Source organism: Trabulsiella odontotermitis (assembly GCF_001297775.1).
Taxonomy (GTDB): Bacteria; Pseudomonadota; Gammaproteobacteria; order Enterobacterales; family Enterobacteriaceae; genus Trabulsiella; species Trabulsiella odontotermitis.
The window spans coordinates 337,781-359,067 of the sequence record NZ_LIFX01000003.1 but is presented as its reverse complement, the minus strand read 5'-3'; the positions used below and the strand labels follow the sequence as shown (position 1 = coordinate 359,067).

The 21,287-nt window shown below is 52.1% G+C and carries 28 protein-coding genes; all 28 read right to left on the bottom strand.

Features of this window, described 5'->3' with window-relative positions; genetic code table 11:
* Positions 1 to 27: 27 nt before the first annotated feature.
* Positions 28 to 474 carry a phage tail assembly chaperone gene (locus AOY23_RS05280; RefSeq protein ID WP_054177766.1) on the bottom strand — a complete coding sequence of 149 codons (447 nt, stop codon included), beginning with the start codon at positions 472 to 474 and terminating at the stop codon, positions 28 to 30.
* A gap of 3 nt (positions 475 to 477) precedes the next feature.
* The gene (locus tag AOY23_RS05275; protein ID WP_054177765.1) at positions 478 to 918 is read right to left on the bottom strand and encodes a DUF3277 family protein; all 441 of its coding nucleotides are present in this window, start codon (positions 916 to 918) and stop codon (positions 478 to 480) included.
* Positions 919 to 927: 9 nt separating this feature from the next.
* The gene (locus tag AOY23_RS05270) at positions 928 to 2,079 is read right to left on the bottom strand and encodes a DUF3383 family protein (RefSeq protein ID WP_054177764.1); all 1,152 of its coding nucleotides are present in this window, start codon (positions 2,077 to 2,079) and stop codon (positions 928 to 930) included.
* A 2-nt stretch (positions 2,080 to 2,081) separates the two neighbouring features.
* Positions 2,082 to 2,630: a phage neck terminator protein gene (locus AOY23_RS05265; RefSeq protein ID WP_054177763.1), complete on the bottom strand. Its 549-nt coding sequence runs from the start codon at positions 2,628 to 2,630 to the stop codon at positions 2,082 to 2,084.
* Positions 2,623 to 3,027 carry a hypothetical protein gene (locus AOY23_RS05260; protein ID WP_054177762.1) on the bottom strand — a complete coding sequence of 135 codons (405 nt, stop codon included), beginning with the start codon at positions 3,025 to 3,027 and terminating at the stop codon, positions 2,623 to 2,625. Before AOY23_RS05260 ends, AOY23_RS05265 begins: the two co-directional genes overlap by 8 nt.
* Complete coding sequence (locus AOY23_RS05255; RefSeq protein WP_054177761.1) at positions 3,027 to 3,530, bottom strand: hypothetical protein; 504 nt, start codon at positions 3,528 to 3,530, stop codon at positions 3,027 to 3,029. The genes AOY23_RS05260 and AOY23_RS05255 overlap by 1 nt, the downstream gene beginning before the upstream one ends.
* The gene (locus AOY23_RS05250; RefSeq protein WP_054177760.1) at positions 3,530 to 3,946 is read right to left on the bottom strand and encodes a DUF4054 domain-containing protein; all 417 of its coding nucleotides are present in this window, start codon (positions 3,944 to 3,946) and stop codon (positions 3,530 to 3,532) included. The genes AOY23_RS05255 and AOY23_RS05250 overlap by 1 nt, the downstream gene beginning before the upstream one ends.
* Positions 3,915 to 4,196: an STY1053 family phage-associated protein gene (locus AOY23_RS05245; protein WP_054177759.1), complete on the bottom strand. Its 282-nt coding sequence runs from the start codon at positions 4,194 to 4,196 to the stop codon at positions 3,915 to 3,917. The genes AOY23_RS05250 and AOY23_RS05245 overlap by 32 nt, the downstream gene beginning before the upstream one ends.
* A gap of 45 nt (positions 4,197 to 4,241) precedes the next feature.
* Complete coding sequence (locus tag AOY23_RS05240; RefSeq protein WP_054177758.1) at positions 4,242 to 5,183, bottom strand: DUF2184 domain-containing protein; 942 nt, start codon at positions 5,181 to 5,183, stop codon at positions 4,242 to 4,244.
* A 14-nt stretch (positions 5,184 to 5,197) separates the two neighbouring features.
* On the bottom strand, positions 5,198 to 5,692 hold the full coding sequence (locus AOY23_RS05235) for a structural cement protein Gp24 (RefSeq protein ID WP_054177757.1): 495 nt from the start codon (positions 5,690 to 5,692) through the stop codon (positions 5,198 to 5,200).
* Positions 5,693 to 5,695: 3 nt separating this feature from the next.
* The gene (locus AOY23_RS05230; RefSeq protein WP_054177756.1) at positions 5,696 to 6,898 is read right to left on the bottom strand and encodes a DUF2213 domain-containing protein; all 1,203 of its coding nucleotides are present in this window, start codon (positions 6,896 to 6,898) and stop codon (positions 5,696 to 5,698) included.
* Positions 6,895 to 7,092 (bottom strand): hypothetical protein, encoded by a 198-nt coding sequence (locus tag AOY23_RS05225; protein WP_054177755.1) that lies wholly within the window; start codon positions 7,090 to 7,092, stop codon positions 6,895 to 6,897. The genes AOY23_RS05230 and AOY23_RS05225 overlap by 4 nt, the downstream gene beginning before the upstream one ends.
* A 261-nt stretch (positions 7,093 to 7,353) precedes the next feature.
* On the bottom strand, positions 7,354 to 7,902 hold the full coding sequence (locus AOY23_RS05220; RefSeq protein WP_054177822.1) for a phage head morphogenesis protein: 549 nt from the start codon (positions 7,900 to 7,902) through the stop codon (positions 7,354 to 7,356).
* Between the two features lie 55 nt (positions 7,903 to 7,957).
* Complete coding sequence (locus AOY23_RS05215) at positions 7,958 to 9,409, bottom strand: DUF1073 domain-containing protein (protein ID WP_054177754.1); 1,452 nt, start codon at positions 9,407 to 9,409, stop codon at positions 7,958 to 7,960.
* A 5-nt stretch (positions 9,410 to 9,414) separates the two neighbouring features.
* Complete coding sequence (locus tag AOY23_RS05210) at positions 9,415 to 11,028, bottom strand: hypothetical protein (protein WP_054177753.1); 1,614 nt, start codon at positions 11,026 to 11,028, stop codon at positions 9,415 to 9,417.
* Positions 11,029 to 11,225: 197 nt separating this feature from the next.
* Positions 11,226 to 11,828, bottom strand: coding sequence for a hypothetical protein (locus AOY23_RS05205; RefSeq protein ID WP_054177752.1), 603 nt, complete (start codon positions 11,826 to 11,828; stop codon positions 11,226 to 11,228).
* A gap of 292 nt (positions 11,829 to 12,120) precedes the next feature.
* Complete coding sequence (locus tag AOY23_RS05200) at positions 12,121 to 13,125, bottom strand: tyrosine-type recombinase/integrase (protein WP_054177751.1); 1,005 nt, start codon at positions 13,123 to 13,125, stop codon at positions 12,121 to 12,123.
* A 100-nt stretch (positions 13,126 to 13,225) separates the two neighbouring features.
* A complete protein-coding gene (locus tag AOY23_RS05195; protein WP_054177750.1) occupies positions 13,226 to 13,408 on the bottom strand; it encodes a hypothetical protein in 183 nt (60 codons plus the stop codon).
* 123 nt (positions 13,409 to 13,531) lie between these two features.
* Positions 13,532 to 14,026: a hypothetical protein gene (locus AOY23_RS05190; RefSeq protein WP_152958446.1), complete on the bottom strand. Its 495-nt coding sequence runs from the start codon at positions 14,024 to 14,026 to the stop codon at positions 13,532 to 13,534.
* Between the two features lie 130 nt (positions 14,027 to 14,156).
* On the bottom strand, positions 14,157 to 14,684 hold the full coding sequence (locus tag AOY23_RS05185) for a lysozyme (RefSeq protein ID WP_152958443.1): 528 nt from the start codon (positions 14,682 to 14,684) through the stop codon (positions 14,157 to 14,159).
* The gene (locus AOY23_RS05180; RefSeq protein ID WP_054177748.1) at positions 14,684 to 14,989 is read right to left on the bottom strand and encodes a hypothetical protein; all 306 of its coding nucleotides are present in this window, start codon (positions 14,987 to 14,989) and stop codon (positions 14,684 to 14,686) included. Before AOY23_RS05180 ends, AOY23_RS05185 begins: the two co-directional genes overlap by 1 nt.
* A 289-nt stretch (positions 14,990 to 15,278) precedes the next feature.
* On the bottom strand, positions 15,279 to 15,848 hold the full coding sequence (locus AOY23_RS05175) for a hypothetical protein (protein ID WP_054177747.1): 570 nt from the start codon (positions 15,846 to 15,848) through the stop codon (positions 15,279 to 15,281).
* Between the two features lie 196 nt (positions 15,849 to 16,044).
* Positions 16,045 to 16,848 carry an antitermination protein gene (locus AOY23_RS05170; RefSeq protein WP_054177746.1) on the bottom strand — a complete coding sequence of 268 codons (804 nt, stop codon included), beginning with the start codon at positions 16,846 to 16,848 and terminating at the stop codon, positions 16,045 to 16,047.
* Entirely contained in the window at positions 16,845 to 17,705 is an 861-nt protein-coding gene (locus tag AOY23_RS05165; protein WP_054177745.1) for a hypothetical protein, read from the bottom strand. Before AOY23_RS05165 ends, AOY23_RS05170 begins: the two co-directional genes overlap by 4 nt.
* The gene (locus tag AOY23_RS05160; RefSeq protein WP_054177744.1) at positions 17,705 to 18,673 is read right to left on the bottom strand and encodes a toprim domain-containing protein; all 969 of its coding nucleotides are present in this window, start codon (positions 18,671 to 18,673) and stop codon (positions 17,705 to 17,707) included. The genes AOY23_RS05165 and AOY23_RS05160 overlap by 1 nt, the downstream gene beginning before the upstream one ends.
* Positions 18,670 to 20,286, bottom strand: coding sequence for a DEAD/DEAH box helicase (locus tag AOY23_RS05155; protein ID WP_054177743.1), 1,617 nt, complete (start codon positions 20,284 to 20,286; stop codon positions 18,670 to 18,672). Before AOY23_RS05155 ends, AOY23_RS05160 begins: the two co-directional genes overlap by 4 nt.
* Positions 20,287 to 20,700: 414 nt before the next feature.
* On the bottom strand, positions 20,701 to 21,018 hold the full coding sequence (locus AOY23_RS05150; RefSeq protein WP_054177742.1) for a hypothetical protein: 318 nt from the start codon (positions 21,016 to 21,018) through the stop codon (positions 20,701 to 20,703).
* Complete coding sequence (locus AOY23_RS05145; protein WP_048236560.1) at positions 20,990 to 21,214, bottom strand: helix-turn-helix transcriptional regulator; 225 nt, start codon at positions 21,212 to 21,214, stop codon at positions 20,990 to 20,992. The genes AOY23_RS05150 and AOY23_RS05145 overlap by 29 nt, the downstream gene beginning before the upstream one ends.
* Positions 21,215 to 21,287 lie beyond the last annotated feature (73 nt).

Here is a 21,287-nt window from a genome sequence, read left to right as displayed (position 1 = left end):
CCTCACCATCTGGCAAGGCGTTTAGCGTCAGGCCTCTTGCCCCGACGTATCCGTCTCTTTCGTATGGAGTGCGTGCAAAAAATTTCCCAGGTTGTCTCCCACTACGCGAGCAGCAATACCGAGCATAGTGAAGAGGTCTATATCCTCAAACATCAGATCGCCTTCGCTGAAAATAGGCGTCCAGTTGCCCATCGCGCTTTTGCGGGAGACCACTCTCAGGCATGGGTGCAGGATCGCATCCACGCTTTCATCCGGCATTTCCGCCAACACATCGGCAATTTTCGGGAGCACCGTTTCCAGTGTTTTAAAAATCTGATCACGGCCAGGTTCTTTATCTTTCAGCGCATTTTTCAGCAAAGATACATCGGCAATGACTTTTGCGATTAGCGGGAGCACCTTACGGGAGACCTTTAACTGGTCAAATACGCTGAGCTTGTCGGCGTGGTATTCCACGCCGTTAAGGGTAAATTTCATCGGTTAAAACTCCCCGAGTAACGGATCGATTTTACCAGCATCAAACACCCAGGCGTTGTTGTTGCCGACTTTGGCGTTAACCATGTCCGGGTGTTTCTGGAATGCGCAACTGCGCGCGGTAATGATGTCGCCGCTCACCTTGTTGCGGATAACAATGACGTTATTCCCCCAGGTGGCAGACGAAAGCGACTGCGCGTTATATGCCAGGTTAAGTTTTTTATTCACCGGCGAGGTTTTCAGCAGGTTTACCGTGATGGTTCCCGATTTTCCGGCGTGAAGGCTGTGCATAACTTCGCCGTCCGCGCCAGTTGTCATGGTATTTTTTGCCTCAGAGAAGGTAACCGTGATCCCCTCGTCAGAGTTTGCGGAACCGTACCCCAAATCGATGGAGCCAGTCGGCCCCACAAGCGTGGCGGTCACGTCGATAAAAGAATAAGTAGCCATGTCGCCCCCTTAGCGCACGACAGTGATTGCCACGGTACCGTAATGCACGGCACCGGCCAGCTTGCCAAGCACCTGAATAGGTACCCCTTTGCGTGCCTCACGGTCGACCTGCAACTGGTCATCCACACTCTCGGCATAGGTGTAATACCCCTTAGTCAGGGTATCACCCGTCGAAATTACGCCCAGAGGCCCACCAGTCCAGATGCCCGGCGCGAACAAACCGTTGTCGACAGCCTGATCCAGCACCTTCTCAATATTCGCAATACGGGTAGTGGTACCGGCATCTGTCTGCGGAATTTTTGTGGTGCTGGTGTAGAGCGTATTAAAGTCTGCGGTTTGTACCGCGTTTTGCAGCCAGTCAAGGCCGTGGCGTTCATCGAAGAAATCGCCGTTCGACATCACACCCTGTTCCAGAATTGCCGTGTCGTTTTCGTAGTACACGTAAACGTTGCAGTTCTTCGCTTCCAGGTTGTTGGCCTGGCTGGTTGTCATCGTTTCATAGGTAACACCCGGCTCCTGTTTGAATTTCAGAGTGATAGTGGTGTTACTGGCGCTAAAGTCGACAGTAAACGCGCGGGCAAACGCGGACAGCGCTGCGTAGCGTGAACTGGTCGAATACTGGATAAATGTGCGGCTGTATTTCGCAGCTTTCAATTTCGACGACAGGTCGGTCGTGGTGGCAGCCACCAGCGTATCGGCTTCATCTGTAGTAATACCGAAGATGCGGGATACTGTCGCCGCCTCAATGGCTGCAGCCACACTTATAATGTCCGCATCAGAAGGGTAATCAACCTCTGGCACGGCAAGGTGTAAGCCATACCAGCTGTTGTAGTCCATCAGCTCATTGACGGCCTCCAGCAGGGTCTCCGGTTCACCGGTTTCCGCAGACTCGAGGGTTTTCACCCAACGCCCAACGTAGACTTGAGTCGGTCGCGGCGACTGGGAAAACCAGATAACCGCAGCTTTATATTCTTCACTGTCCACACCGAAATCATCGCCGATATCGTCCGGGGCTGAATACAGGCGCAGACGTTCGGCAATCGGAATAACAGTCGAGTTACCCAGAATCAGCATAGAGCCAAAGTTTCGGCCCTGTGCTGCTCTGGCTGAAAGCGTCACAGTCACGTTGGTGACGCGATTTAAAGGCAAGCCTTTCGCCATGATCAATCTCCGGTTGAAATTGTAACGTTGGGTTCAACGATGGATTTAATGTTGTAGGTGCGGATGGTTTTACGGGTCAGCGTGACAGTGATGTCATAGCGCCTCACCCACTGCTTATTAATCAGTTCAGGCAGGTTATAAATTGTCCCGGCATCGCTGATGGATAACCCGGCGCGGTTAAGCTCTGTGTTGTTTTGTTCAACAAAGAGACCGGCTCTGAACGTCGCCGCCGTGCTGGCTCCCTGCGGACCGTAAAAGCATAAAATGACCGTCACGCTCTCCCATGCCCACTGAGCAGAGGTATTTTCATCCACCTGGACATTCGCGGGCATGCCGGAAAGCGGTACGGTCGTGATGCCGAATGCACACCATGTATTCCCGTTCTTCGGGATCTGCGGTTGCGGGTCAGTCCACCGGGGAAAAACCGCTTTAGCCGGTAACCCGGTGACGCCGCGGATCCACCGACTGATTTCCCTTTCCAGTGCCTCATCGTAGGCAGGCCCATCAGCGACAGGTGTCAGGTATCCGCGCGTGGTGCTGTCGTTACTCAACTGGCGTCCCTCCGTCAAAGTCCACCAGCTCACAATGCGCCTGGACGAAACCAGCACCGTAGCGGGTGTACGGGTCAACAAATGTCACGCGATAATCACGCCCGCTGTATGTCACGATATCGGCATCCAGTCGCGGACTGGTATCCGTTCCGGGTTGCCCCTGCGTCAGCCTGAACTGTGTCACGATGAGGATCGCACCACTGATGTTCTGACCTGCGGCCATACGTTTCGCCTCGAGGGAGCGGTCGACAGTCACCACTCCGGAAAACGGAATATCCTGCGGGGTATTTGTCGCGAAATTATCCTCATCAGCCGTCTGAATCTGTCGGTGACAAACCAGACTGGTGTCCATGAAGTCAGGATCGAGAAGAACCTCGCTCACATCGAGAAAAGGCATTATTTTTTCCTCACGACGTAGTTAATGGAGCGCAGCAGGTAACCGTGGGCATACAGCGGCTTCTCACCGGGAATGCCTTCGGCCCGCCTGCGTTCAAGGGTTTTCTCAGAAAGAGGATGCAGCCGATCACCAGCACCGATAACGGCTTTTGCAGCGTCACGGGCAATCTGTCCGGCGCTTTCCAGTTCACGCATTGCCGCTTCTGTCTGCCCTTCCAGCGCAGCAGTTGCCGCCGCCTTCAGGTGCGCAGTAGTCCGGGGTTTTGAATCCTCGATCCCCATATCAAGAAATGGCCTCGGCGGTAACGTAACGGTCTCACCGTCAATTTCCACCGTTGCGCCCGTTGAGTGGAGGTAGCCCAGTTCCGCGTTGCTTATCGGAGAGTCTTCGCGCGCGGCCTTGTCTTGCGGGATCCCCACCAGCACATCCATACCGGATAACTGGCGCAGGGATTCCAGGACAGACTCAGCATTGTCCGTACGTACCGTCAGGCCACTTTTCATTACGGCGTCCCCAGTTGAATAGCCCCGGCACCGAAAATCATCAGATATTCCCAGAACTCAGAGCCGTAACGGGTGTTATTCCAGAAACCTGCATCAGGATTCATGGTCATGCCGGCGTCGTAGCTGACAGAAACCTTGTCCACTGATTTTGATGTCTGCACCCCGCTGTTCGCACCACCGGAAGAACCAACCGCGGCGCCACGCTGATCCGCTGCGTACAGCGCCATGTAGTGCGCCACGAATAACTCAACGACATAAGGGAAAATATCTTCGCCAAACCGTGACTCGCTCATCAGCACATCTGCCAGGGCGAGACGGGCCTGAATCATCGGAGTGGGGTATTTTGTTTCATCAGAAAACTGCGGGAAGTCAGCGCGGAACTTCTCAGGCGTCGGCAGACTTTTGTTTTTTGCCATTAGCTTTTGCCTCTGCGAGTTGCGTTTCGAGCTCTGCAATACGGGTAGCCTGTTCCGCCGCCAGCGTTTCGAGCTCTGCAATACGCGGATCAGCTTCCAGTGCCGGAGCTTCACCATCAGGCGAACAGTGCGCCTTCACGAACCAGTGATCAGCCACATCGCTTTCGACGTCATGAAAACCAGGAGTAAACGCCCTGATGCTGGTGCCGTCGTTGAAGTTGAACGCGGTCAGTACATAGATTTTCTTCATTGGAATTCCTTAGAAAAAAGCCCCTGAGAAGGGGCTGTATCTGGATTAAATGCCATCCATGTAGTTCAGGGTTTCCGGGTATACCGGTTCAACTGCGCCCAGCTTGCCGTAATAAGTTACGAGCTGGTAGATGCCACGGTACTGAATCGGAACGCTCTGCAGAGGAACCATCGGGAAGCGCACAAACTTTTTATCGTTCGTGTACGCGACCATACGGTCTTTACCTGCCACACCGCGACCGATAGCCCATTTAACCGGGCGAATGTTCAGCGGCTTGCCGTTCTGGTGGAAGGCGATCGTGTTGGTTTCAAGGTAGGTCAGCAGTGACTGATTACCTGCAGAAGAAACGATGGTGCTCGCCAGGAAGGAATACTGTTCCGGCGGGATCAGCAAATCTTCCGGTACTTTCGAGTACGCTGAACGGGTCCATGCATTACTCAGTACCTGGTTAATGGCAGCGCGGATTTCGTCCGGAGTGGATGTCGCAAAGGTTTTCGCTGCGTTCGTCGGTGTAACCTGTGACAGGTTCAGCAGACCTTTAGCACCTTTCACCGCATCCCCGATATACACCTGCTCATCAGTATCCATGTTCCACTTCAACTGCATACCGTCGTATTTCTGGGTGTCAATTGGGCGCCCGACCTGTGCCGCTGCGGCCAGTTCAACAACGGTCCAGCCCAGCTCCATCCCCCACAATTCCAGAGGAAAACCCGTTTTAGCGATATCCACATTCAGCCCGGCGATAGCTGTGGCAAGCTGGTTAATCCAGTTTTTGCCGTTCGCGTTCGGTGTACCTGCCGCAGCAAACGTGGTGTTGGTGAAAGAACTCACCTCATCCGCAATAGAGACGTCTTCGCGCAGCTCGATATCACGGCTCCACGTCTGTGATGTCAGCGGAAGGTTCAGCGTCTGGTCGAGTCGCTCCAGCTCGTGAACAAGGAAAGCACCAGTGCTGTCGACTGTTGCCTGATCAAAGGTCATTGGCATTTTTAGTGCTCCCTTTAAATGTTGTATGCCAGTTCAATGTTGCCGTCGGCGTCGCCGGGACCATTGAAATAGGCGTTGGTGATCTGTACGGTGTTTGCACCATCAGCCGCCGCGAGGAAAGCGCCGAGCGGGCTGGCTTCGGTCGGCGTATCAACGCGCATAAATACCGGGGCATAGAGAGCAACAGAAGATGCGTCCCCGCCGATATTGACCGTGACATAGCCGCGCTTCAGGTTGTCACCGCTAAAGTTGAAACCAGATCCAATCTGGCGAATCTTGTCGGGCTGTGAGGCGGTCGGATAAGGACGAACAAAAATACCCGCCAGCACAGTAGCCTCATCGCCCGTTTCGACAGGAACGAATTTGCCGCCAGAGATTTTCCCGCCCAGACCATACGCCGCGAATGGCTTTGTGGAATCGAGTACATGAGGCTCGACGGTTAAATCCTGCGGGCGTGAAATAGCCCCGGCGATGCCCGAAGACATCCGGTAAAGAATGGTGTTAGCCATGTTTTAGCCTCGTTTAGCCCAGATTTCTTTCGCGGCTTTGTTGATCTCCGCGATAGATTTTGTGGTGTTGGTGGTCATCGTGCGAAAACTGTCGACAGTCTGCGCGGAGGTGTTGCGGTTTTTCGCCAGTTCAGAAACGGCGTTGAATGCCATATCCACAGTGGCTTTTTTCAGACTGGTGACATCCGCATCGCCCACGATGGGACGAACCAGCGACTGATCGGCAGCGGCAAGGATCTGACGTTTGAATGCCGTAGGTTTCGCTTTCGCTGGCAACTGAATGCCTGGCTGAATCAGGTCGGCGCGGTAAGCGGCATCACCTGTAACAGCCCCTTCCACCTCGCCTTTTTCGTCCTCATCCTCGTCGACTGTTGTTGGTGCTGCCGGGGTGAGTTTTGCCACTGCGGCAATCAGCGCCTTGCCCCATTCCGGAATATCTTCTTCCGAATCGGTCGTGACGGGCAGCGTCGGTGCAGGCATTGGGGCTTGTGGTGCAAGGTTAATAACCACCCCACCAGGCGTCATGGATGACGTCACATCGTCGTTATCACCAGTCATATTGTCCGGCGGGTTATCGATCAGGTTCGCCATTTCGGCGGCGTCGTTGGTTTTACGGGCCTTTAAAAGCCGGGTAAACCAGTTTTTAGTCGTGCTAGGCATAGCATCCCCTATTTTGCAGCGGAAACCGGCCCGCCCGTTTGGGACAAGGGCCAGATGGTTACCGGTTATCGCAGACTGATTTGCGAGGCCGGGTGAGATTTGTTCATAATCAGCGTCATACCCACAACTGACCTCATCGTCACCATCGTCGATGGCCTGTAACCCCTCTGGGGTTTTAACGATGACATCAGCAAGCAACAGGTCGGATTCTGAGCCTTGCCCGCGCCTGACGTTCTGAATGTGCCCGTTGGCTAACTGGCGCCAGTTCTCCGGGGTGACAAAGATAATTTCCCCGTTGAAGTCGCGAGGGTGTCCGATGGTCACCGCCATACTTTCAAAGGAAGCCATCGCACGCTCGCTAAAGACCTCTTCCGGCGTGCGTCTGACAATCACCTTCCCTCGGGCATCCGGCACCAGCTCCGGGCGTTCGGTGGCGTCATACTCCTGTTCACCGGTGCGCCCTATCGGCACATCTTTAAAGAGCACTGAGCCATCAGCCAACTGGAAACGGGTGTTCCCCAGGCGGGCTTTAAAGAAATATTTCATCCTTCTACCGCCTGCGTTGATTTAATGAATTCTCGTAGCAGGTGTTTAATCTGGCGCGCGTTACCGCGACCACATACACAACACCGACGCTTATCACCTACGCGTTGATGGGTTGCCGAGATCCCGTTATAGGTGGCGGTTATCTTCTCGATATCGCCATTCTTTAGCTTGAGGAAATAGATATTCTTTTTCATGGGTTACCTGCTGTTGTCAGGCAAGAAAAAAGGCCGCTCAATGGCGACCCTGTCAGATGGGAAAAATGTTCAAAATAACGGGCTATTTAACATAAGGGTTCTTACCCGTACCGACGAAAATGGACTTGATTAAAATGTCCCCTCAAAGCCGTAAAAGTAGCGATTAACCAGGCTGAAAACGGACTTTTTTGAATACAACATTTCCATAACATTTCGCGGGTATTGCAGTTCACATAAAATGAACGTTCAAAGCCGTATTTTTTACTTTCTCGGCTCTGGTATCTGTACTTCCGGCCAGCATTTGCAGTTCGGTAAACATCCGGCGTGTCCGGTCATACCGTCCAGCGTCGGCGGGTTATCCCAGCGAACGAATTTATCTTTCATTTTCCGATGAGAATCACGCGTCCCTGCGCCTTCAATACGCCACCAGTACCCTTCTGAACCAACCGACAGGGCCCGGGCCTGAGTCAGCGCGCCGGTAGCGCGACCAATCTCTGTACGGGCAATCAGTCGCGCCCTGCTGGCGGACACATCACCAGAGGCCATGATCATTTCGTAAAGCTGTTCCGGCCGCTCGCCGTTGATAACGGCCTGTATCGCACGTTCCTGAATGTCTTTGACCCGGTCTGCGGCTTCCAGTGGCAGGGACTTCATCAGTTGGATCTGACGATAAACGATATCTTGCGCCACCTGCCCGACAGGAGTGTTACCCACCACATCGCGCAGACCAGCGGCAATCTCTTCCGAGACAGATCGCCACTGGTTCCACTCTTCGCGCTCGACCTGGGCAAACATTTTGCGACCGACCATTTCTGCCCAGTCACTGATGACGTCCGAATAGTCCACAAGGATGCTGGCGGTTTTGTCAGCGCTGGCCTGTGAACCATCGTAAGAGCCTGCTACGATTTCCCCGATCTGGTTTGCTATCGCCAACAGGCTTTTGCGGTACTGTATTTCCGAACGTCGGCGGAGGGCTGGTTTCAGATTCATCCTCCGACCACTGGGCCTTCGCATGGTCGATATCCTCATCGGTAATGGATGCGCCAATACCCGTCACACGCGCCGTTTCCCTGAGGTCGGTTAATGCGGCGGCAGGAGGCATTCCCAGTTCACGCACAGCAGTCGCCAGTGCGGTAGTGGTATTGCTTGCCACAGTCGAACGATCAACATCTGACATCTGCCAGAGTGGGTTAAATTCGAATGTAAAATCGTCAGGCAGCGGCTCACCAAACTCAGAACGATGAAGCACGTCATAAAGCAGCCGAACCGGTGCTCTCAGGGTGTTTTCCTGTAGCGCACCAATATCGTCGTAGTAGTTAGCCAAGTCAGAATCGCCCGTTGAAAAACCCTTCGGCGACTGTCGAAACAGGCGGACCAGTGGAATACCAACGGCACCGGCAATGTCTTCTTTGAACTCGCTCAGCAGGTCGGATAATCCGGCGAACGAGTAGGAATGCGTTTCGAAGGTATCTTCAGCATCAAAGAGAGACATCCCCTCATTAGTCTGGAACTGACGTACCATGTCCATTTGTTTGAGCAGCGCTTCGTATGGCTTTCCGCCCATCGCAATAATTTTGCGCAGTTCCTTGATTTTTGCCGTGCGCAGATGCGCTTTGTAAGCGAGCTGTGCCGCACCAACACTCGTACTGTCATACGATGTCAGGCGATCGAAGATACGCTCAACAACAGACATTCCCCACTCGTTTTCCGTGAGAGCCTGCTGGTACGGAAGGGTTATGCCATCCATACGAATCAGCCGGCTGTAGTTCACCGTCCACGGTGGTATACCCTGCGCTGTGGTGACAATATCGTAAGTTTCTGGCTTACCAAGCTCAGGACCGAGCGTTTTGATACGGCGTCCGAGGTTCGGGTTAATCATCCAGCGGTCGAGCACGGCCAGGCCTTTAAAGCTGCCTTTCCCGACTTTATCCAGTACCAGCGGAGTAAGCGGAGCCTGCCCCTCAATGAGGATCAACCCCACGGCACCACCGTACAACCTTGACCATTTCAGTACCAGGTTAAGCCTTTCCCAGAGCTTCAGCTCTTCAAACCTGGCCTCCAGAATACCCCGGCGCTTCGGGTCGATTTCGCTGGTTATCCTGGCCCCTTTTTTCGTCATATCGTCAGGCTTGGCATCGACAGCAGCACCGATGATCCACGATGAACGATAGGCCCACTCCATCAGCAGGCGGTTGCGGCTGGTGTAATTGGCGCGGTACGTTGATGCTGCATGCTGATTTGGCTGCTGCAGGCCAACCCGCGCAACAAAGTTGTCGTAAGAGTCCGCTGTGGCGACTCTTCCTGTTTTTTTCGCCATAGCGGTTATGCTCCGAGTCTGGACCAGATATCGAGGGAGGAATCCATCGGTGCGTAGTTGATCATCACCGAGTCAGCCAGGTTAGGTGACTTCGTTCCTTCCGGTTGTTTATCCACGAGGATTTTACCGACGGCGTTTTTCGACCAGGTTGGCTGTGAAAGCTCCATCAGCAGGCGGTCTTTGTTTTCAATCTCGCTGCTTATCGAAATGATTTCATCAGGGTCATAATCCATCCCGTTCAGCGCGCGGAAGGTGTTACGAAACAGCTTGCGGAGATGCCACCAGCTCTGTGCCTTCGCATTTGCGAAGAAGTCTTTATTCAGGCGCGCCGCTTTACCGTTATCACCAGGAACGGCTTCATCTTCCGGATCGAATACGCTACCGCTACCACGGAAAGGCGTGGCTGTTATCGTTCCCCGGCCTTCAGCCTGCCTGAGCTCGTTTATCACACGGGCATCACCACGCGCACCGGCGCCCAGACCATCCTCATCAAAACGGAACTCATCCAGACCGTAATCGTCACAGTACCCAAAGGATTTAACGACAGAGGCGTAGATATCACTCCCCTCGCCAGACCATTCGTGGACGTTCTGCAGGAGGAAGCCATAACGGGAAGAAAAGCCGTTTTTGTCTTTCCCCTCGTCGGCGATATCCATTGCACCGAGGCGCTGGCCGCTGGGCTGAATACCCAGTTTGATATGTGCGTCGACGGCTGCCTGCACCCATTCAGAAGGAATGAGGATCCCCTCAGTGGATGCGCTGTAGTTCAGGTCCAGTTCCTGGGCAACGATAATTGGATCGTCAATTTTCAGACACTCGTTGCGGTACCATTCATCGTCCTTGCGCGGGTCGCTGCGCCAGTGGAACGTGAATACAGGGATTTTTCCACCATGCCGCTTGCGGGCGAACGGGTTGTTCATGCCGTTGACCGATGAGAGGTCTATACGGCAGCGGGTCGTCTGGGAAAGCGCCGCATCAATAAGTTTCGGGCGCTGCAGGAATGCTGACTCATCGACAAAATACATGGTAGTCCTGTCCCCGCGCCCGATATTGTCGCCAGCTTCACCGGTGATTACGGCGCCGCTGTCGGGGAACGCAATCCGCATGTAAGGCGCGTGTTTTTTCTCATTCCAGCTACCGCGAAATTCCACCGGCAACAGTTCAACGAATTTGCGCGCCTTCCAGAACAGCGCTTTCGGACTGCCTGAGCTGTCCACGTACTCTTCTTTACGGGAGCCAAACCCAATAACCATTTCCCGGTTAAACAGGCAAAGCGAACAGGCCAGGCCGATGGAGGTCCAACTAAGCCCCATCTCGCGGCTTTTCTCCGTAATGCCGTTCTCCATCAGCTTACGGCGGTCCATTATCCAGTGGATCCACTCCTCCTGTTTCGGGAACAGTAAAAACGGAATGGAGACCGGGAGCCCGTAGTCGAGATTGCGCGGGTCTGTGGTCATGCCCCAGTCAATAATGAACTGAGCCGGATTATCGCGGTAAAACTGGCGGAGCGCCGGAAGCACCTCCGGGTTCTGGCGAATGCGTTGCAGACGCTCCATACGCCACTCGAAAACCTGCGTATAGTCAGGTTTTTTGAAATCGAAGGGGAATGGGATCGGCACAGGTAAATTCCTTAAAAATGCCCCGATTTAACATAATGGTCGTTACCCGAACTGGCGTAACAGCCCTCATCGAGCAAACAGCGTGATGCCTCTGTTTTGAACAGAAATGTGGCTAAATCGGGATGAATAAAACGTGCATAAAACGGGTCAAAAAGTGCATAGCGTTTTTTCGCTTCGAAACGCCTGTTTTTGCATTTTCAGCCCAGAATATTTTTATAGACGTCTGCCGCTTCCTGTGGGGTAAGTTTTGCGGTGTCGGCTTTGGCTGCCTCGTCACTATTGGTGAACGGTTCGAATATTTTCGGCGCGCCAAGCTCCATAAGCAGAGTTGGAGGAACTTTTACCCCCTCAGCCTCAAGTAGCTGCGCTGCCTCCAGTGCGGAGTATTTTCCGGCAACCTTATGTTTCATGACATCACGCAACACATCACGCTGGCGTTCTTCCTCGCTATAGACGCTGGTACCAAGACCGAGCGCCTTCGAGAAAACAGCAATATCGTTGTGCGTGGGCAGCACATCTTCAATCGTAGTTTTCACACCGTCCGGCGATGTGGTGACAACCTTCCGTTTACGAACGTCCAGGCTCTTACCGGCGACGCGGTTAATTTTCTCTCTGAGAGCTTCGCGAGCCTCAGTGAAAGCGCGCTCAAACTCGATATTCTCTTTACGCCAGCGACGGATCGTCGTCTCGTCCACACCTAAGCGCTGAGCAACCATCCGATTGCTGATTTTGCTACGGGCTAATGCCATGTCCATAACGATACCGACGTAGGCTTTTCTGAAGCTTTTTTTAGGATCCATACTTCCGCCTAAGTCAATGTGATTATTTTTTGTTCAAAATCCAATTTTGCCGATCCGGGTGCGGCGTATCACCAACGGTGGAATGCGGGCTGCGTGTGCGCGATATGCCGCACTTCTTCAGGCTACAGACCGCGCCAATCCTCAATGCGCCGCATTTTGATGAGAAACTGTTTTGAGATCTCGAAAAAATGCGGCATTTCCTTTTTTTCGGGAAAACTGCGATTTAATGCCCGGAGGCCGCGCAGAATGGGGAGATAGTGGATCGCCCTAATATTTCCACTATGTGGATAACTCAGTCCAAATCCATCTCCACCACTTCACCGAAAAGGTGACCGTAAACGTCCATTGTGGTTTTGATGTTCGAATGCCCAATAAGTCGGGAAACCTTCAGAATATCGACTCCTTTGTTTGCCAGGCGAGACACAGCAAAATGGCGAAGATGATGGAATCGCTTAATGCCATAGTCGGTCAGGGTTCTGACGAGAACCCCCTGAGTGCCATAGCTGGTAGCGAGGCATGCGCCAGTAAACTGGTTGCAGATAAGAGGCTCAGAGGTACCTAGTTTACTTTTATCCAGCAACGCGAAAAGCTCACGCGGCATCCGTACCCGGCGCTCCACTCCTCTTTTCAGCCCCTCATGTATAACGCCGTCAACAACATGCCCCCGGATGTCGATCCAGTCGGCTGACACGTCGTTATAAGTAACCGCCAGAGCCTCACCGATGCGCAGGCCACAAATCCCGAGCCAGCACGCGATACGCTCACGAACTGGCGCGTTATTCAGTAGCTCTCTGACCGATGATGATGGCGGTATAGTGATGGGTCGACGCTTCCGGCGCGCGGGACGGTCAACAGGGTTAAAAGTGATGAGCCGCTTTTCCACCAGCAGGAAAAAAGCTGAGCGAATCCAGCGATGGCAGCCAGTGCGAACCGAATCACCGATATCGCGATGGCTGATATGGAGAATATTTTTTTCCAGTATCGGGCCGTCTACAGCGAGAAGATCGTGACGGCATTTCGTATATGACGACAGCCGTATGATATTTTTTTCCAGCTTGCCGGCCTGATACCCCAGATAAAACAGAATTAACTTTCGGAAAGTCCAGGAATGGTCTATTCCGCTCCAGCTGGCAGTTCGACAATCCAGCTCGATATTCTGTTTTTGCCAGAAAAGATGTGCAGCATCATCAATATTCTTAAAAATGCGACGGCGTCCATGACCGGATTTTTCATCCTTCCAGTGGACGTAATATTTTGATTGTCCATTGGCATCAGTGGATTCTTTTATCGAAGCCATACTGAACAATCCTCACTCAAAAAAACATTACAAAAACCACTCGGTGAATGCCTTTTGCAATGCACGTAAAAAAGGCCGCGAAAGCGACCTTTTGAAGTTATTAATCAGTGTTGCCAACAGTGTAAATAATGGAGCTACGAATAGCGCCCTCATCATCGCGCCATTGGGATTCTGATACTTTCAGCAGAACCCATCCCTGAGCGAGCAGCCTGTTGACTTGCGCGCTATCCTCGATCTGATTGACTTCTTTTACTTTAGTAATATCAAATTGTTGGTCGGACATGAAACCTCCTTGCTGAGTGAGACTTCATGATAAACGAATGAAGATAGAAATACTTCACTGTACTTTTCTATCAATAACCTCATGAAAGGATACGTATTCATTTATCCGCATCAGAGGATAGGGTTATTGTCGGTCCTGCTCGATTTGACGGATGCCCGCCAGCTGGTTATTCGCTTTTTCGATAGCGGCCAGCAGCGGCTTAATCCAGAGAACAGCCTGGCAATATGTCAGGGTGCTGGTGGCAACGGTACGATCATCGGCTTCGTCAGGTCCGACGGAATTGGTGTGCATGGCGCTGGAACGTATACGGTTCGCGTATTCGAGCAGCCCACCAGCAACATCATCAGGAACAGGCAGATCACAGTTTTTTTCACGTCGAAGAATCTCCCGGTATTCGATGACAGTCTTTTCGGTGCCTGCATCGATCAACGAATTAAGGCGGCTGGCATTCTCAGCCACCTGATTAAAGCGGTTGAAGTTGAAAGCCTGAATTGCAATAACCTGCCCCTGCAGCGTGTTGTCATTACGCAGGACGTCGTTGTCACCTTTCAGCGTAGCGACATCAGACCGGCTGTTTGCCAGCAAGACACACAGAACGGCGACAATCACTATAGACATCACGATTGCAATGAAAGCGGAGCGATTCACAATAAAATTACTCCCACACCGAGAAACCATGGCCATGCGTCGCTTCCTTTAGCAGCCAGAAGTCCAGCAACGAGCATACAGATTGCAGACGGTAAATATCTCACTGGTCTATCCCCCAACACGTCAGCGCGCTTTCCTGGTCACGACGGGATACCTGCCCGTAGCAGTTGTTAGAACGTATACGGCAATCCCGGCCACCGTCTTTTATCCACCAGCGGATCGCTTCGCATGCACCTTTACGGTCACCGGCATTGATTCGCTTATAAAACGTGGAGGGGAAGCACTTGCCGGGCCCGATGTTGTACGGACAGAACGACGCAATACCTGCTTTCTGTGGTTCTGTCAGCGGCACCTTGATATTTCGTTCAACCCAGGCCAGCGCTTTATCGCGCTCGATGGCGTTTACCTGGTCACATTTCGCCTGCGTCAACTTCATGCCCTTCACTACTGGCTTACCATCGACCATCGTGGCGCCGCGGCAAATGGTCCAGATTCCACCGCCATCCCGGTACGCTGTCAGACTGTTTCCCTCTTTCTCATCGAGAAACTGATCGAGAATCACCGACGCTGGCGCACCGGCAAGAACCAGACCCAGAACGGCGGCGCTAAGTTTTGCCCTGTTCCCCATCATTCACCAGCCTTAGTAAGCGCGTCGGCAACAACACTTACAGCAGCCGGACGCTCAGCAATGGGCTTATCACTGATGCCATCCAGGTAATTGCGGATCATGGCTGTGCGCTTCTCGTCTTCTTTGCGTTTACGACGAGCGTCAATTCGACCATTTACATAAGAGATAAGAGAAATAAGCAGGCCGACAGCGCCAAAGAACATGAACACAAGGTCCTGTGTGGTAAATCCAATTACAGATGCCAGAGCTGCCAGCCACGCAAAGAACTGCGTGAAAATGTTCCCTGAGTAGTCATTCATTCTCATGGTCTCTCACCTCCGATAGTTCGGATGGTGCTGTGTTGGAAATAAAAAAGGCCACGCAAACGCGCAGCCTGTGAATGATTGCCGCTCTATGGCGGCATACAACCACATCTGATATCGTTAAATCGCCAGAAATAACCACTCAGAAATGGAGTATTTTTTATGTCTCAACCAAAGCAATCGCAGGGTGATAGCAAACCTCAACAACCTGCGGAACAAAAACCAAAGCCATCACAGGGCTCTGCTGACTTTACGACTAAACGCGTACTGGTTGGTGACTCTGCCGATCCATTCAGGAAAAACAAAAAGTAATCGCTGAAACAATTAATGCGATTACCGGGGCGAGGATTGTGACCATTCTCGCCCTGTCAAGGCTTTTCCGAAGGGCTGAGTTTAATATGCGCAATTCATCAGCAGTATCCGTTAAGTTTTTAAGCCGATACCGGCGCAGAACAGGTAAAACCTCTTTAGGTCCGGTGTAACCATTATTCCGCAAATACTGATAATTCAAATCAGTTATATTTTTATATGTTTCTGTATACAGACATTCTGGCGGTGAATGAATAAGAGCGCGCACCTTAGCAGAAAGGCCTGCGTGAACCAGATAAATCGCACACCATGTCCACAAAAAAATAAAAGCTGTCAGTCCTGCGGTCAAATAGTCCCAGCTTGTCTTCTGTGTCAATAGCAGGAATGATGAACCAATCCCTACAATTTGAATATTGAGCAACTTATATCCGTTCTCGATATTGATGGTGTTCGATTGATAGGTTTCCTTGATGGATGCCTCTCCCTGCTTTTCAAGAAAATCAACGAGTTCATCATCAGCATCCAGAAAATAGTCATCGGGTATATTTATCATTTTGTCCCCTACTCAGGATCCTGAAATGCGGTAAATCTTACCTGAATGTCTGCCGACGAGATATCACTGTCATCAGAAAAGCAAAAACCCCGCCAGATGGCAGGGTTCATAATCAGTTTCATTTGGATGTACGTATCCATGATTAGAAGCATACAAGACAACTTCGGACAAAATCAAGTCCTATGTCGTGAAAATGCTAAAATTTATCCACATCATCATTAAAACTGGTCGTTTTCTGAAAAGCAGCATCAGCCTTACGCTCTTCCTGGTAACAAATATCCACCAGCGACTCAAGAAACAGCTTCCAGTTGCGTGTCCATGTCCTTACGTGCAGTTCTGGCAAACGCCTGAGAATCGCTTTATATGCCGCAGTAGACGGTACCGATGAAAAACCGTTTCCAGAGCAACGCTCACAGGTTTTAAACACCGGCGCACCACGTTCTTTTGTAGCAATACGGTCGAGCACTTCGCCTTTTCCACCACAACGGCAGCGGGCTTCCAGTTTCCCCTTACCGTTACAGGCGGTACAGAGACGTTTAACCTGTTCACGTTCAATTTTTGGCGCAACAATCTCATCACCATCGATGTTATAGAGTCCGGGATACTTAACCACATCCTCACACCCTTCAATAAGCCCTGTCCCGTTGCAGGTGTGACATGTCACGCTGGTGGCAGCAGAGCGGGAGTATTCCGCAAAGGCAAACTGCGCCAGTACCAGCATGCTCCAGCCAAATTCACCACCAGCGGCTTTACGCACGTTCTTCGGTGCAGCGTCCATCGCATGACGCGCCAGAGCCTGAACCGCCAGTTGCTCATCCGATTTACTGATGCCCGCCTTACCAAAGAACGCCGCCAGACCAAACCGCGCGCGGCTGCTGGTGGTACCAATGGCCGCCATAACATCGGTGCCGGTGAGACGATCCGGAGAGGTGCCTTTCACGCTGTCGCTGATGTGCATCCCCTGTGGGCTGAAGTGTTTTAGCGATGCCTCAAGCTTCATTGTTCGCACTCCCCAACCAGATTAAGAATGACCGCCGCGCCGTGGTTTTCCATGTACTGACTCTTTTCACTTTCAAGGAACCAGCGACATACCTCGATAGCTTCTGCTCGCGTCACGGGTTTGATGGTTGCCAGCAATTTTTCAAGGTAGCGCTCTCGGTCATATACGGATTCGTGATGCTCGGAATAACCAAACTCATAGCCCTGTTCTTTAGTTGCAGTGTGGCGAACGCTGTAGAGCCAGTCCCAGTAAACAAACTCACGAACAACATCAGACAGCGTATAAGGCTCAGGCATCACATCGCGATACCCCTCAACAAATGCCCGACGCTGTTCATCAATTTCGTTCATACGGCTGCCGTTAATGCTGCCAGCTTTCTTCTCGACAGCAGTCCAGCCCCAAAGGTGATCGTCGATAAATTTCGGGGAAGACTTGATTACTCGCTCGGCCTCCACATCTTCGAGCGCAGCCTCATAGCTACCGAACGTAGCGCGCACATCAGCAGCCTTTTTGATGTTCTTACGCGCATTCTCAATAGCCCTAGCCGGATTATCCATGCCGATGGTACCGAAAGCTACCTGGAAAGGATCGCCACCATTCGCCAGCAGATAACGGGAATACCGTTCCTCGGCCTCTTTTGGAGAGATTTTAATTTTCTCCAGCGCGGCTTCTGCAGCATCCAGATGTGCCGGTTCATTCAGGTGGATGACCTCCAGCACCCAAAGATAAGCATCAGTCTGCTTATGCCCGGTAATTCTCCGTTGCTCAGGCAGAGGCTTGATGTTTGCGAGGGCTGAGCTGTGAGCTGCCGTCGGGATGGTGAATAGTGCTTTATGTTCGTTGTTATCTGTACGCATTACGCAGCCGCCTTTTTCTTGTGGAAAACCAGCTCACGAACCTGATCACCGTTCATGAGCATGTTGTTGAAATCATCGTGATCGGGCCAGTACACGCTCACGCGCTGCAGGTCATTCTTTGCCAGTAGATTGGCATGAGCGCATTCATAGGCCGCAGCCAACCCGGTAGCGCTGTTCTCGTCACGGTCAGCAAAAATAATGAGGTGCTTAACGCCAGCCGGAACGCGGAATTTCTTCATGAAGTTTGCCGTCATGGTTGCCCAGGTATTTACGTTGTAAATCTGGTGCGCTGACAGAGCCGTTTCGATGCCTTCGGCGATGCCAAGTGTGCTGGCTACCGGGAACATCCGGATCGCTACTGAACGGGCGTGATCAAGATAGTTATCTTCCTGCAGGGATTTTTGGCGCTTTGCACTGGTGCCGATATCTGCCTTTTTTGCTCCATCGAGTAATGTCTGGTGCAGATAGCACAGTTCCCCTTTATCGTCGGTGGCGAGGGAATAAAGCGACTGATACACCCTCCCGGCATGGCGCTGCTTGTCGTTGAAGCGAATCGCTTCAAGAGGCAGACTGAAAATACCGCGCGCATTGAGATACGCAGCACCAGAAGTGCCACGCAACGATTGCAGATTCGCAAACTTATTCAGAACCTTTGTACGCAAGCTGGTAGCGCTGCTACTGACCGGGATTTTTACACGCTGAAAATCATTACCGATCAGGTGGTCTATTTCCCTGCAAACCTCATTAAATGGCTTCCCCTGTGTCAGGGAGACAAGCTTCATACCGTCACCGCTGCCGCAGGTACAAATCCACGTCCCCCGACCGTCGCGGTCGTCAATACGTAGCTTGCCGCGCGCTCCACATACCGGGCATTCGCCTTTAAAGTGGTTTTTACCGGTGATCGGCGGAAGGCCGAAGTGCTCAAAGATGGTAGGCCAATGCCCAATTGCTGCTTCTGCCGTCTTCATGCTCGTTTTCCAAACTGCTGTTTGATATCGCTAATCACTTTCTGTGCTTGCCGAATGGAGGATGGCGCAGGTGCACCAGATGCCGCCTGCATACGTTTGGCCTTCTCCTGACCTTTCGCATAAGCAATCAATTTGTGCCGGATGAAATTCGAAACGGTTGGTGTGATCTCCATCGGGAAATCGCTCAGCCCGTTAGGCCACTCGTCAAAACGATCGCGAAAAGTGTTTGCACACCAGCCATCACTAACGGGATTTTTCCCCTGCGATACGCGCTGGCGCTGATAGAATTTGATCTGACTCCACCAGGCCTGTTTCTCTGCCTTTGTGGGCAGATGCTGGTTTTTACCCAACTTTTTGAGTTTGCGGCCGGTATCAGTATCGACGTCCTCACCGCCCAGCGGCTTATGTCCACATTTCGGGCATACGTACACACCAGCGGGTTTCATGTAGTGGCATTGAGAACATTCATGGGGGAGTTTTTCGGCCCGTTCCTCAGCTGCGCGGCGTGCGCTTTCCTCCATGCCATCAGACTTACCAGGGAGATCGTCATACTCGATAGAATCCGGATAACCGAGGCGGTGTACTGTGCCACTATGATCGAAGATGAGGCAGGATTCTTTACCCGGTGCGGTGCGCAGGCCACGCCCGAGCGCCTGCAGCCAGCGAATTTCGCTTTTTGTTGGCCTGGCGTAGATGATGCAACGAACGTCACTATCAAAGCCGGCCACCAGAACGCCCACACTAACGATGATTTTCGTTGCACCGGTTTCAAAGCGGTGAATGATGGTCTGGCGCTCATCCACTGGAGTGTCGGCGGTCATAACCTCAGCGTTAACACCCGCCAGGTTAAACTGGATTGTCAGGTAATTGGCATGGGCTACGTTGACGCAGAAAGCGATGGTAGGCAGATCCCGGCCATTCTCCAGCCAGTTCTGTACGATGTCGCCCACCAGAGTAGAGCCACACATGATTTCAGCCAGCTGCGTTTCGTTGTAATCGCTACCGTACTCAAGCGAAGACTTGGTTTTTACGCCTTTCAGATCCGGCTTTGTTGGCGCGTAAAATTCGTATTTACTCAGATCGCCACGCTGGATTAACTCGCCGATGGTGGTCGGCTTAATCAGTCGGTCATAGTATTTGCCCAGGAACGGTGAAAACGGTGTACCCGACAGGCCAATCACCTTTACGCCTTTGCCGCGTAGACGTTCGATATCCTTCAGGATGCGTTTTTTACGCAGGTGTGCTTCGTCGATAATCAGCAGATCGATATTTTCAGGAAAAACACGACGAATAAGCGTGTCGGCGCTGGCAATCTGAATTTTCCGGTCCGGATCGTAGTTCGGGTGATCCGCCCAGATATACCCGATTTCATCCCCCGGTAGCCCATACTCCACGAACCGATTAGCCGTCTGACCGATCAGGATGGTGTACGGTGCACAGAACAGGACACGCATACCATGGCTGACAAATCCGGCGACGATGAAGGCGGCCAAACCCGTTTTACCGCTACCGGTTGGCGAGTACACCATGAAGGTGTCGTTTGCCTTCCAGTCACGGCGCAACATGTTTAGCGCTCGTTCCTGTGCAAAATTCGGCGTGATCGTCAGCTCCATTGTGCTGCCCCCGTGCTGATGAGATAATAATTTTGTGATGTGGTTTTCATGGATTCCCCCTCACATGACTGGTGGCCTCCCCAAAGGCTGCCAGCCTCCCTTCTGATTCAGCTCCTCTGAAAAATTCACTCTTCCAGGAAGAACCCTTTTCGTTTCTCAGCGCCTGAGCGCTTTGTACTACCTTGCTGATACAGGTGTTTTTTTTAATTGCGCCCTTAAGACAGAGATCTACTTAACCAATGGATCTCTCCTGTTGGAAAAGACCCTATTCCTGCCCCTACACCCAATCCCCCCTTACCCCCCTTTCCCTCTTCCCCATAAAAACGTACTACTTACCTAGTACATGTGAGGAGTTGGGTCAGTTGGTTGCCAACCTGAACAGGCACCTTTAAGCCTGCTCCTGTTCGGGTACCTTTAAACCCGAAACAATGAGGAGCGCGATTGCGATCCAGCCAGGGGAGGTTCGGCGGTATACCCCTGTAAGGCTCTGCCCTGATTTCTCACAAACAGGCGAAGCCTTGTGTTTGCTTCATGCCTTGCCCGGTTCTCCTTGCGGTAGGAAACGGGTTCAGCTTCGAACGTCTCCTGATACACAGCTGCATAACGCTGGATAGCTTTTTGTCGTGCAGTTGGTGTCAGGCTAAGTAACTGCTGCTTAATCCACTCGGCATCCGCTTGTGAGTAGGTTTCCGGCAGCATTGCGTTATCGAAGTTGCTCTCCGGTATGCTCATCGGAAAAAACCTCATCCAGACTGGTTTCATATCCGAGCTGCTTAAAAGCGCTCACAATGCGTTTCCCAACTTCAATATCTGGGATTCGACGACCAGTTTCGTAGTGGCTAACGGCCCCTTGAGAGCTAGCGATCAACGCTGCCAGCTCACCCTGGGTCACTTTTGCTCTCAGCCTTAGGCTCTTGATACCGCTCATTCGGATAGTTCCTATCTAAATAATACATAATGTACTATACACGCTTAAAACAATAATACAAAATGGAAGTTGC